Below are 12159 nucleotides of genomic sequence, written 5' to 3'. Positions count from 1 at the left end.
ATCCCTTCTTCCCCCCGCCGAGCAGTTCCTTCGTCAGTCTGCGCAGATAGTTCATGACGATACGCACGTCGTCAAACGTCTGGCGCCCCTTCTTCGTCACGAGTCCGCTGTTGATAAAGATGGGATCAATGAGCGGAATCTGGACAAAGTTGTCCGTGGGGAGCACGGACGGACGCGCGAGGAAGGTCGATCCGATCCCTGCATGCACGAGATTCTTGACGGTGTGGAGGTAGGGCGAGTAGTGCACGACATTCGGCTTTTCACCCGCACGTCCGTAAGCGTCCTGCACAAGGCGGTCAACAAAGAAGTTGCTGTCGAGCATGATGAGCGGCTCGTTCCGCAGTTCCGTCACGCTGAGCGAATGACGCTGCGCAAACGGATGATCGGGACGTGTGACAAAGGTGCACTCGCAGTCGAAGAGTTTCGCATACGTGAGGCGCGAGCTGAAATCAACGGTGTAATTCGTCAGCGCAAAGTCCAGCTTTTCCTCCTCGACCATCTGCAGCGCGCTCACGCCGCCTGTCTCGATGATCTCAAGGTCGATCTCGGGGTGTTCGCGGCGGAAGTTGCCGAGGATGTGCGGCAGAAAGACGACGCCGAGCTGCAGAGGCATCGCGATCCGCACCTTTGCATGACGGTGCGCCATATCGCGGATCTCGTCGTCGAGCCGCGCGACCTCGGTGAGGATGTAGGAGACCTTGCCGAGGAGCTTCGCGCCGTCCGCCGTGACCGTGATCTTGCGCCCCTCGCGATGAAAGAGATTCAGCCCCGTCTCCGCCTCAAGTGCCTGCATGGCAACCGTGACCGTCGGCTGAGAAACGTGCAGGTGCTCCGCTGCCTTTGTGATGTTCTGCCACTGGCAGACCTCATAGAAGTAACGCATCTGTACCAACGTCATCCGATCATCTCCCAATTCATACCTCTTCGCTCTATTCTTATTTGTAAAAACTATTCCGTAATTAGTTTACTATATATTTTTCTCGCTGAACAGGGCAAATATCACATATAATAAAAATTTTTCATAGTCTCGCCCTATTGTTTTATCGGGAAGAAATATTTTTCACACGAGGCAAAAAGTGCTAAATTAAATTCAGTTGAAAGAGCGCGTACGCGCAGGACATAGATAGAAATGGGGAACGGAAATGGCAGTGTATTTTGCAGATGCGGTGGAGCGTTTCGTCGAGGATATGCTTGAGGCGAACGCGGACAATCTGAAAGCGTTTGAAACGAAGCCGGGCGTGTATTCCAACGTCGATCCTGACACGCACCACGATGTCGAGATCCCGGACGTGCACCTCACAAAATAACCTTCTATCATCCTACTACAGATAGATAAAAAGGAGTGTCGGGGTTCCGACTCTACCGAAAAAGCGGGCGGCTGACCACTGCCCGCTTTTTTCGTGCGCTTTTCAGCAAATCCTTGGCACCAGCTCCCCGAGCGGCAGATCCACGATGCGGATGCCGCCGAGTGCGGTGCGCAGCCCGACCGTCCCCGGCTCCTCCGCAGTCGTCTGCCCGATAACGCACGCCTCACGTCCGTGGGGATCTTCGTGCATCACCGCAAGCACGTGCGCGGTATCTGCCGGCGGGACAAAGGCGAGTAGTTTGCCCTCGTTCGCAAGTGTCAGCGGATCGAAGCCGAGGATGTCACAGACACCCTGCACGGCAGGACGTACGGGGATCGCCGTCTCGTCCAGCAGGATGCCGACATGCGCCGCCGCCGCAAGTTCGTTCAGCGATGCCGCCACGCCGCCGCGCGTCGGATCGCGCAGCACGGCAATCGACGGTGCCGCCGCGAGCATCGCCGCCGTCAGATGGCAGAGCGGCGCACTGTCGCTCTGTATTTCGGGCGGCAGCGTCAGGTCATGCCGCGCCGCCATGACGGTCGCCGCATGGTCGCCGAGCGTGCCCGAGACGATGATGTCCATGCCCGCCTTGATATTCGTCGGCGCGATGTTCACGCCCTCGATCATCTCCCCGACGCCCGCCGTATTGATGTAGATGCCGTCGCCGCAGCCGCGCGGCACAACCTTCGTATCGCCCGTCACGATGAGAACGCCCGCCTCCTCCGCCGCTGCGCGGATATCGCGCACGATGCGGCGCAGCGTGGCGATCGGAAAGCCTTCCTCTAGGATCACGGCGAGCGAGAGCCAACGCGGCACCGCCCCCGTCATCGCGAGATCGTTGACCGTCCCGCAGACCGCGAGCCGCCCGATGCTCCCGCCGGGGAAGAAATGCGGCTGCACAACGTAGGAGTCCGTCGTAAATGCCGCGCGCCCCGCCGTTGGCAGAACCGCACCGTCATGCAGCATATTCAGGATCGTGTTCCCCAGCTCGGGCAGCACGACCTCCTCCATCAGCGCATGGGAAAGCTGTCCCCCCGCGCCGTGCGCGAGTGTGATGACCTCATGCTCCATAGCGGAACCTCCCTCCCCCGTATTTGTACCATGCGGCACACGTTCCCTCGACCGACACCATGCAGGGACCAACGGCGTGCTCCGGCACACACGCCCTCCCGAAGAGATTGCAGTCGCGCGGCACAATCGCGCCACGCAGCACCTCACCGCAGCGGCAGCCATGCCGCCCGTCGCCGACTGCTCCCGCCGCAAGTGGGCGCACACGTGCAAAGTCATACTGCGCGTACTCCTCGCGCATCGAAAGCCCCGAGGCGGGAATCTCACCGAGCCCGCGCCAGCGCACGGTCGCAGGTTCGTAAACGCGGTCGATTGCCGCGCGCGCGACGGGATTGCCCTCCCGCCGCACGACCGTCTCATAGGCGTTCTCAATGCGTGCCTCATCCATCCCGATCTGCCGCACGAGCATGTGAATCGCGCGCAGAATCTCAAGCGGCTCAAAGCCCCCGACCACGCCCGGGATGTGATACTCCTGCGCAAGGAAATCAAACGTCGCCGTCCCCGTCACGACGGCAACGTGCCCCGGCAGGAGAAATCCGTCGACGTTCGTCTCGCCGCCATCGAGGAGCGCGCGCATCACGGGCGGGACGAGCTTTTGCGCGGACAGCAAAAAGAAGTTCCCGAGCCCCTGCTTCTTAGCCGCGAGCACCGCAGCCGCCTCCGTCGGCGCAGTGGTTTCAAACCCGACGGCGAGGAATACAACCTGCTTGCTCGGGTTTTCCGCCGCGACCGTCAGCGCGTCGAGTGGCGAGTAGACGATGCGGACATCCGCACCCTGCGCCTGCGCCTCAGCGAGACTTGAGCGCGTCCCGGGGACTTTCAGCATATCGCCGAACGTCGTGATGATGACATCCTCCATCCCCGCATACGCAATCGCCGCGTCGATGTAGTCGTCCGCCGTCACGCAGACGGGGCAGCCGGGCCCCGAGACGAGCTCGACGCCCTCGGGGAGAATCTGCCGCAGACCCGCGCGAAAGATCGCGACCGTATGCGTGCCGCAGACCTCCATGATGCGGATCTTCTTCCCCTGTGCGGCGAGAATGCGGCGCATCTCCACGACCATCTCAGCCGCCCGTCGCTGTGTCTCCTGTGCGCGCATCATAGAATGTGCTCCACCGTACGAGGAGCGCCGCGCATCTCCGCCCGCAGAGCCTCGATGCGCTCCGCCTCCTCCGCCTCCACGATCTGCATCGCAAAGCCCGCGTGGACGAGCACATAGTCGCCGAGCTTCGCCTCGGGCAGCAACATCAGGCTCGCCGCACGGCGCACCCCATTCAGCTCGACTGCGGCAAGCTGGTCCTTTATCTCAACGACTTTCGCCGGAACTGCCAAACACATAGTTTCTCCTCTATATTATGTAATATGTAAATCGTTTGATTCCATCTCAATCAAAGCATATCCCTGCGCGTTCAAAGCGCCCCCACCGTCACGCTGACGCGTGCCACCTCCCCCGCTCCGGCAGGGGAGGCTTTGGGTTATGCCGTAAAGCAGCCATGCAGTACTCCGTAGCAAACCCTAGTGAAGCAAGCGGAAACAAACGTGCGTTCTGCCCCCTGCGGATTTTAACCGTTCAAGCGAAGCGCGTTTGGAATCCGCAGGTATTTAGGCAGATAAGCACATGACCGCTTGCGTAACGAGGGTTCTGCGAGGAGTACGCATGGCAGAAGTTTCCATAATAGTATTCCATCATTCCATCCGCGCGAGCGCCACCGCCGCCTGTCCGTACGCAATGCCGCCGTCGTTCGGCGGGGCAATATGCGGCAGGAGGACGCGGAAATCCCTAAGGCGCAGGAGCACCTGCTCCAAAAGCAGCGCATTCTGGAACACGCCGCCCGAGAGCGCCACCGTCCGAAGCCCCGTCGCATCCGCAAGCACAGAGAGAACCTCCGCGACCGCCGCCGCCATCGTCACATGGAAGTCAAGCGCACGCCCCGCACGCTCCTCCTCCGAAATCCTCTCCGCGCCGTCCGCGAGCGCACGCAGCACGGGCAGAAAATCCACCGTCATCGGCGCACACACACGATTCAGCACATACGGCAGCACGACACCCGCCCGCCGCGCATTCCACGCGAGCAGTTCGAGCCCGATCGCCGCCTGCCCCTCGTATGCATTCATGCGGCACCCCCCGAGCAGTGCCGCCGCCGCATCAAAGAGCCGCCCCGCGCTCGACGTGGGCGGCGCATTCACCCCCGCCGCCGTCGCCTGCACGAGCAGCTCCCACCCTGCGGGAAGCGCGGCGGCAAACTTCGGTGCATGCGCCGCCAGTTCCGCCCCGTACATCCCATGAAGCACCCACAGCGCGAGCCGCCACGGCTCTGCTGCCGCGCGGTCGCCGCCCGGGAGCGGCAGGTACGCAAAATGTGCGAGCCGCTCATAGCCGCGCAGATCGGCGACCATAAACTCGCCGCCCCACGCAGCCCCGTCCGTGCCGTACCCCGTTCCATCGAGCGCGGCGCCAAGCACGCGCTCCTCATATCCGTGCTCCGCGAGCACCGCCGCGATGTGTGCGTGATGGTGCTGCACACGCACGAGCGGCAGCCCCTCCCGCGCGGCACGCAATGCGAGATACTGCCCCGAGAGATAGGCAGGATGCAGATCGGCGGCGAGAATCTGCGGCCGCACCTCGAAAAACTGCTCGTAATGCGCGATCGTCGCCTCATACGATGCAAGCACGCTGCGCTCCGTCAGATCGCCGATGTGCTCGCTCAGAAACGCCTCCGCTCCGCGCGTCAGGCAGAACGTATTCTTCAGCTCCGCCCCGCCCGCAAGCACCGCCCGCTCCTTTGCAGTCGGGAGCGCCAGCGGCATCGGTGCAAAGCCTCGACTGCGGCGCACCATCTGGCGCCCGCCCGCCGTCATACGCAGCACGGAGTCGTCGACGCGGTGCACGATCGTGCGGTTGTGCATGAGAATCGCATCCGCAATCCCCGCAAGCGCACGCACGGCAACATCGTCCTCGTAGAGGATCGGCGCACCGCTGAGGTTCGCGCTCGTCATGACCCAGAGATCACCCTCATCGAGCAGAAGCAGATGCACGGGCGCATACGGCAGCAGCACGCCGAGGTACGCATTCCCGGGCGCGACGCTCTGTGCGACATCTGTCTCCGAACGCCGTCGCAGCAGCACGATCGGCGCGGCGGGCGATCGCAGCCAGCGTGCCTCCTCCTCGGAAACCGTACAAAGCGACCGCACAAGCGCCATACCGCCCGCCATCACGGCGAGCGCCTTTGCCTCACGATGCTTTCGCTCCCGCAGGCGGCGCACCGCCGCGTCACTCCGCGCATCACACGCGAGATGATAGCCGCCGATGCCCTTTACGGCGACAATGCCGCCCGCCGCAATGAGTCCCCGCGCGCACAGGAGCGGATCGCCCTCCTGCGCCGCCCCATCCACGAGAAGACGATAGGAGGGACCGCAGTCCGTGCACGCATTCGGCTCCGCGTGAAAGCGACGGTCGGCAGGATCGTCGTACTCCCGCTGACACGCGGGACACATCTGAAATGCCGCCATCGAGGTCAGCGGACGGTCATAGGGCACACCGCGAATGATCGAGTAGCGCGGCCCGCAGTTCGTACAGTTCGTAAAGGCGTAGCCATGCCGCCTGTTTTCTGCGGACAGAATCTCACGGCGGCAGTCCGCACAGACGGCAAGATCGGGCGAGACGAGCGTCCGTGCAACCGTCCCCGCAGGACTCGGCAGGATGTGAAAGCCCTCCGCGCCCGTCGGCGGCAGTTCTGCAAACGTCACAGAGGAAACGGCTGCGGCGCGCGGAGCCTCCGTGCGCAGAGCCGCCGCGAACGCATCCAGCAGCGCCGCCGCTCCCTCCACCTCAATGCCGACACCCGCACTGTCGTTCCGTACCCATCCGCTGAGTCCGAATCTCTCCGCAAGCCGATAGACAAAGGGGCGAAAGCCCACCCCCTGCACAATGCCGGAAACACGAAAGGCGCGCCGTTCCCGCGCGCCTCCTCCTTGACCGATCGTATCGGCAACGTGCCGCAACTCAGGCGCTCCGCAGCTTTTTTTGCCGCCGCTTGGCAGGAACGATGCCCCAGCGGACAAGCTCCTCCACCGCGCGGTGTGCAAAGAGCGGCAGCGCCGCCGCCATCTCGGGGCTGAGCGAGAGCCCCGCCGTCACCTCATACGGCTGCATTCCGAGCACGACGACGTTCGGGATCGCGCGGTCCGTCACCGTCAGCCACGCGAGCACATCCTGAATCCCGATCTCGTGCGAGGACATCTTTTCCTGAAAATGTACCATGACCGCGTCGTCCTCAAATCGGTAGATCGTACCCGCAGGCGCGTCGCCCGCCACTGCATCGAGGATGAGCAGCTTCTCCGTGCCCGTGACGAAATGCAGCAGTTCGGGGCCGAGCGTCCCGCCGTCGAGCAGGCGGACATCGTGTGAAAAGCGATAGTGTTCGTCCAGATACTCCATCGCACGCACGCCGAAGCCCTCATCGCGCAAAATGATATTGCCGATCCCAAGCACCGTCACGGGCGCCACCGCAACCAACTGGTCATGGATCACTCTCATCGCCTTCCTCCTATTGTCACGCCTGCTTCTTCTTCGCCCGCACCTGCGCACGCAGCCAGTCATACCACACATCCAGTCCCTCGCCCGTACGGCACGAGACAGGCAGCACCTCGATGCCGGGATGGAGTGCCGTGATGTCGCGCTCCGCTGCCGCCATATCGAAATTTGTATAGGGCAGGATGTCAACCTTGTTCAGGAGCGCGACGGCCGACTCCTTGAAAATGAGCGGATACTTCAGCGGCTTGTCATCGCCCTCCGTGATACTGAGAACAACCGCCTTCGCATCCTCACCGAGCGCGAACTCGGCGGGGCAGACGAGGTTGCCCACGTTCTCGATCACGAGGACGTCGAGCGCCGAGAGATCCAGCTGCCCGAGCGCCGCCGCGACCATCGCTGCGTCCAGATGACAGCCGCCGCTCGTGTTGATCTGCACCACAGGTGCGCCGCAGCGTTCGATGCGCGCCGCGTCCTTCGTCGTGAAGAGATCGCCCTCGATCACCGCCATCCGCAACTCTTTGCCGAGTGCCGCGAGCGTCTGCTCCAGCAGCGAGGTCTTGCCGCAGCCCGGCGAGCCGAGGAGATTCAGCGCGTAGATGCCATGCCGCGCAAAGAGCGCCGCGTTCTCCGCCGCCGCCGCCTCATTCCGCCCGAGGATATCCGCCTTTACAACAACCTTCATATCCTATTCCATCTCTATATAGTCGACGCGCATCTCGCGCCCGTGCGTGAACTCCATCCCGCCGCCGCAGTCGGGGCAGAGGTAGTCCTGCGGACGCAGCGGGCGCTCCCTGCCGCAGTCATGGCAGCGCCCCGACAGAGGAATACGGTCCCAAGTCAGGTCTGCCTGCTCCGCGATCGTTCCGCGCACGAGCGAGGAAAAGGCAAGCGTCAGCGCCTCCGTCTCCACCCCCGAGAGCTCCCCGAGCAGGAGGTGGATGCGCTCGATCCGCTGCGCGTCGTTTGCGCGCGCCTGATCGAGGGCAATGCCGAGGATGCCCTCGGCAATCGCCATCTCGTGCATCTTCGGCTCCTCCTTTCGGACAATGCTCTCTCTGCGCTTTCTCATGCGGCTGTGTATGTGAATCGTGCGCTCTCTGTGCCCGCATCCGCATTCCTTACACATATGTTGCTCCTTTATATTCTAGGGCTAGTTGTACCGTCACAGGCGCTCCCACCGGCAGGTCTGCCTTGATTGCCCAAGGCGCCCCCACCGGCTCGCAAGCGCGCCACCTCCCCCGTTGCGACGGGGGAGGCTAATCTACCGTTCACCGAATGCCTCCCCTGCCACGGCGGGGGAGGGGGACCGCGAAGCGGTGGAAGGGGCGCTTGTTACTTGCGCAACTAAGCGCTCGTGTTGAAGACGCACAGACGATCCCAAAGTTTTACTCCACATCCTGTGCGTCCGCCGGCGTATGCCGCAGCAGCTTGCTGCCTGCGAACATGCTCGACACCTCCGCCTCGCCCTCCATGAACTCCGCGCGGATGACGAGATAGAAATGCCCGATCGCGAACAGCATGATCGCCCACGCCGCATAGTGATGCACAAAATGCGACATAAACTCGTTGCCGAGAACGCGGTTCACCCAGCCGAAGAGGATGCCGCCAATCGCGGACGGCTCCGTCATATAGTACATGGCAAAGCCCGTCAGCACCTCGATCGCCACCATCCCATACAGCCCCGCGTATGCCGCGCGCGCCAAGGGGTTGCGCAGGAAGGGGCGGTGGGACGTGCGCAGGAAGATATAGTGCTGCACGACCTCCCACGCATCCAGATAGTACTGCTTCTTCCAGAAATGCGGGAAGAGGCGGTCGCCGCGGCTGATGATGAAGCCATAGACGCGCCCGATGAAGCCCGCGCAGAACGCAAACGCCGCAATGAAGTGGATGTTGCGGACGAGGTTCATGAGGAGAGGCGTATTCGTCGGCTCCGAGGCAAGGATGACCACGGGCTTCGTGATCAGAAAGCCCGTGATAAAGAGCACGATGATCGCCCCCACCATCAGCCAGTGAAAGATGCGCAGGAAGGGACTGAAGAGATAGTACTCCTTGCGTACTTCTTGTTTCATGCGGATCGCCCCCTATTCATCCACGCGCACGCCCGCATAGGGATCGGTCGTGACGACGCGGATCTTCTCCCCCTTCGCGTTAAAGAGGTGGGTCGAGCACGCCATGCACGGATCGAACGAGCGCACCGCCTTCACGATCTCAAGTGGTTTGTCCGCAATCTTCACGGGCGTATCCATCATCGTCATCTCATACGCGCCATGCCCCGCCGCATCATCGCGCGGGCAGGCGTTCCACGTCGTCGGCACGACCGCCTGATAGTTCGCCACCTTGCCGTCCTTGATGACAACCCAGTGACTGAGCGCGCCGCGCGGTGCCTCGTAGAAGCCGACGCCCTTTGCCTCCTTCGGCCACGTCGAGGGATCCCACTTCTCGTTGTTCACCACACGCGTATCGCCGCTCTTGATGTTCGCGACGAGCTTGTCAAAGAAGAACTTGCTGATCTCCGCCTGCAGCTGTGCATCGAGGGCACGCGCCGCCGTGCGGCCGACCGTCGAGGGCAGCCATGCCTCGGGCGGAACGCCGAGCACCTTCGTCACCGCGTCGATCTGATCGACGATCATCTGCTCCGCCCAGCTCAGCTCGCCGAGGAGTCCCTGCTTCGCCTTCGTGTAGAGCACGATGTAGCGCGCGAGGGGACCGACCTCGCAGAGCTTGCCGCGCCATTTCGGCGTCTTGAGCCAAGAGTATTTGCCCTGCTCATTCAGCGCCTTCCACTCCGTCTTCGTGCCTTCCTTCGGCTCCGTGTAGTGCGGCTTCGTCTCGCCCTCCCACGGATGCAGCCCCTTGCTGTCGCCGCCGCTGTACTCATACCAGCCATGCTCGACGCTCTCGCTGATGACCTCGGGGTCGGAGACATCCTCCATCTTAAAGTCGTAGACCTTTGCCTGCATCACGCCGCCCGCGAAGTTCTCGACAACGCCGTTACAGCGCACGAGCAGCTTACTGAAGAAATCGCCGTTCGTCGCGCCCGAGAACGGCTCCTCGGGGAACATGCCGAAGCCGAGCACGCGCTCCTTCGCGAGTCCCCCGCCCGAGACGTAGCCCTTCTGCACATACAGATGCCCGATCGCGAGCACGTCCGGCAGATAGTAGTCGTTCATCATGTGGCGCGCCGACTGGATCGAGCGGTCGACAATCGCAAGGCGCGCGGCGTTGATCGGCGCGTTGCCGTCCTCCATCGAGATGGAGCAGGGCATGCCGCCGAGGCAATAGTGCGGATGCGGATTCTTGCCGCCGAAGACAACGTGCGGCACAACGAGATCGCGCTGCTTGTCCAGCATCTCCAGGTAGTGCGAGATCGCCATCAGATGCACCTCGGGCGGCAGCATCTGATAGTCGGGATGATCCCACCACTGCGCGGAGAAGATGCCGAGCTGCCCGCTCTCCACGATCTTCTGCACCTTCGCCTGGATCGCGGCGTAGTAGTCCGCGTTCGAGACGGGGAAGTCGTGCGGATATGCCTCCGTATCGAGTCCCTGAGGGCCGCGGAAGGGCAGACGATAGGTCGCGAGCACCGTATTCTGGAGTGCCGCCGTCGCCGCCGGATCCGCCTTGAGTGCCTCCAGTGGGCTGACCCAATCGAGGGCGTGCAGATGATAGAAATGGATGATGTGATCCTGATGACCGAGGCACGCTGCAATGATGTTGCGGATGTAGTGCGCGTTCTTCGGGATCGTGATGCCGAACGCATCCTCCACGGCGCGCAGACAGCCGAGCGCATGGGACGACGTGCAGACGCCGCAGATACGTTGGATGTACGCCCACGCATCACGCGGATCACGGTCATTCATGACGAGCTCGAGGCCGCGCCATGCCGTTCCGGAGGAGATGGCATCCGTGACCTTGCCCGTTGCCTCATCGACTTGGATCTCGACGCGCAGATGCCCCTCAATGCGGGTGATCGGATCGACAACTACGTGTTTCATTCATGCACCTGCTTTCCCTCTTTTTCGAGCTGCTTCTCATGGCATTTCTTCTGCACGAGGCTTGCGCCCGCGTGCGCTGCGACACCGACCGCCGTAGCAACGGCAAGACCTGCGCCGACCATATCCACATCGATGCCGTCATACTCGGGCAGACGTTTCGAGAAGGGAGCGTCGTCCCAGAAATTCGCGTTGCTGCAGCCGATGCAGGGCGCACCCGACTGGATGGGGTACGATAGCCCCTGATACCAGCGCAGATTGCCGCAGGAGTTGTAGGTCTCGGGCCCTCTGCACCCGAGGTGATAGAGACACCAGCCCCCCTTCGCCCCCGCATCGTCAAAGCGGTCGGCAAACATGCCCGCGTCGAAGAACGGGCGGCGGTAGCAGGTGTCGTGAATGCGGTTGCCGTAGAACTGGCGCGGCCGCCCCTCCCCGTCGAGCGGGGGCAGCGTGCCGAAGAGCGCGACGTGCATGACGACACCCGTCATGACCTCGGGGATCGGCGGGCAGCCGGGCACGGCGATGTAGGGTTTCGAGCCAATGAACGAACGGATGCCCTTGGACTCCGTCGGATTCGGCGCAGCCGCCTGAATGCCGCCCGCCGTTGCGCAGGTACCATAGGCAATGACCGCCTTTGCCCCTTCGGCGACACGCCTCAGCGTATGCGAGAAGGGATGTCCGCCCGACATGCAGGTGTACTCGTGCTCACCCGCTGCAACCGCGCCCTCGACCGCGAGGATGTACTCGCCGTGATACTTCTTGATCGTCGTCTCAAGGTGCTCCTCGAACGGCTCGCCGCAGCCCGCACTGAGCACATGGCTGTACTCAAGCGCAATGCTGCTGAGCACCAGATCGGATGCGAGCGGCGCACCCGAGCGGATGAAGGACTCATCACAGCCCGTGCACTCGTGCCCGTGCAGCCAGATGACAACGGGCAGCGGCTTCGTCTCCGCCGCCTCGACGACCTTCGTCATCATGTCCGTGCTGAGTCCCATCAGCGACGTGAGCGTCACGCAGCCCTTCAAAAAGCTGCGTCGGCTCATTCCCTTTGCGAGATAGGCCTCCCACAAGCTCTCCCTCTTACTCACATGAATCCTCCTAACCAATACACAAGACACAAGTGCCCCTGCAGGCACCTTGATGAGAACCATCCCATTCATTATAAAAGCTTTATAATTATATTCCCTTTTGAAGAAAAAAGGAATACTATTTTTCGGTT

The 12159-nt window shown here is 62.5% G+C and carries 12 protein-coding genes; 1 reads left to right on the top strand and 11 read right to left on the bottom strand.

Annotated features, from left to right (window positions below; translation table 11 throughout):
- Positions 1 to 898: LysR family transcriptional regulator (locus HMPREF9081_RS02785; RefSeq protein WP_006305456.1), on the bottom strand; the 898-nt coding region annotated here is incomplete at its 3' end.
- Between the two features lie 244 nt (positions 899 to 1142).
- Here HMPREF9081_RS02785 and HMPREF9081_RS14050 point away from each other — a divergent pair.
- Positions 1143 to 1307: a hypothetical protein gene (locus HMPREF9081_RS14050; protein ID WP_006305454.1), complete on the top strand. Its 165-nt coding sequence runs from the start codon at positions 1143 to 1145 to the stop codon at positions 1305 to 1307.
- A gap of 102 nt (positions 1308 to 1409) precedes the next feature.
- Here HMPREF9081_RS14050 and hypE read toward each other — a convergent pair whose 3' ends face one another.
- The 10 genes from hypE to HMPREF9081_RS02730 form a co-directional block, all read right to left on the bottom strand.
- Entirely contained in the window at positions 1410 to 2417 is a 1008-nt protein-coding gene (hypE, locus tag HMPREF9081_RS02775; RefSeq protein WP_040394359.1) for a hydrogenase expression/formation protein HypE, read from the bottom strand.
- Positions 2407 to 3516 carry a hydrogenase formation protein HypD gene (gene hypD, locus HMPREF9081_RS02770; RefSeq protein WP_006305450.1) on the bottom strand — a complete coding sequence of 370 codons (1110 nt, stop codon included), beginning with the start codon at positions 3514 to 3516 and terminating at the stop codon, positions 2407 to 2409. The genes hypE and hypD overlap by 11 nt, the downstream gene beginning before the upstream one ends.
- Positions 3513 to 3752 (bottom strand): HypC/HybG/HupF family hydrogenase formation chaperone, encoded by a 240-nt coding sequence (locus HMPREF9081_RS02765; RefSeq protein WP_006305449.1) that lies wholly within the window; start codon positions 3750 to 3752, stop codon positions 3513 to 3515. Before HMPREF9081_RS02765 ends, hypD begins: the two co-directional genes overlap by 4 nt.
- Positions 3753 to 4100: 348 nt before the next feature.
- The gene (gene hypF / locus HMPREF9081_RS02760; protein ID WP_006305447.1) at positions 4101 to 6416 is read right to left on the bottom strand and encodes a carbamoyltransferase HypF; all 2316 of its coding nucleotides are present in this window, start codon (positions 6414 to 6416) and stop codon (positions 4101 to 4103) included.
- A 1-nt stretch (position 6417) separates the two neighbouring features.
- Complete coding sequence (locus HMPREF9081_RS02755) at positions 6418 to 6951, bottom strand: HyaD/HybD family hydrogenase maturation endopeptidase (RefSeq protein ID WP_006305445.1); 534 nt, start codon at positions 6949 to 6951, stop codon at positions 6418 to 6420.
- 16 nt (positions 6952 to 6967) lie between these two features.
- Positions 6968 to 7630: a hydrogenase nickel incorporation protein HypB gene (gene hypB / locus HMPREF9081_RS02750; RefSeq protein ID WP_006305443.1), complete on the bottom strand. Its 663-nt coding sequence runs from the start codon at positions 7628 to 7630 to the stop codon at positions 6968 to 6970.
- Between the two features lie 3 nt (positions 7631 to 7633).
- Positions 7634 to 7972 (bottom strand): hydrogenase maturation nickel metallochaperone HypA/HybF, encoded by a 339-nt coding sequence (locus HMPREF9081_RS02745; protein WP_040395403.1) that lies wholly within the window; start codon positions 7970 to 7972, stop codon positions 7634 to 7636.
- A gap of 361 nt (positions 7973 to 8333) precedes the next feature.
- Entirely contained in the window at positions 8334 to 9017 is a 684-nt protein-coding gene (cybH, locus tag HMPREF9081_RS02740; protein WP_006305437.1) for a Ni/Fe-hydrogenase, b-type cytochrome subunit, read from the bottom strand.
- A gap of 12 nt (positions 9018 to 9029) precedes the next feature.
- The gene (locus HMPREF9081_RS02735) at positions 9030 to 10943 is read right to left on the bottom strand and encodes a nickel-dependent hydrogenase large subunit (protein WP_006305436.1); all 1914 of its coding nucleotides are present in this window, start codon (positions 10941 to 10943) and stop codon (positions 9030 to 9032) included.
- Positions 10940 to 12028, bottom strand: coding sequence for a hydrogenase small subunit (locus tag HMPREF9081_RS02730; RefSeq protein ID WP_040394358.1), 1089 nt, complete (start codon positions 12026 to 12028; stop codon positions 10940 to 10942). Before HMPREF9081_RS02730 ends, HMPREF9081_RS02735 begins: the two co-directional genes overlap by 4 nt.
- Positions 12029 to 12159 lie beyond the last annotated feature (131 nt).

The organism is Centipeda periodontii DSM 2778, from assembly GCF_000213975.1.
Lineage (GTDB): Bacteria > Bacillota > Negativicutes > Selenomonadales > Selenomonadaceae > Centipeda > Centipeda periodontii.
The sequence above is the reverse complement of the archived record's forward strand: the minus strand, read 5'-3'. Positions and strand labels throughout refer to the sequence as shown.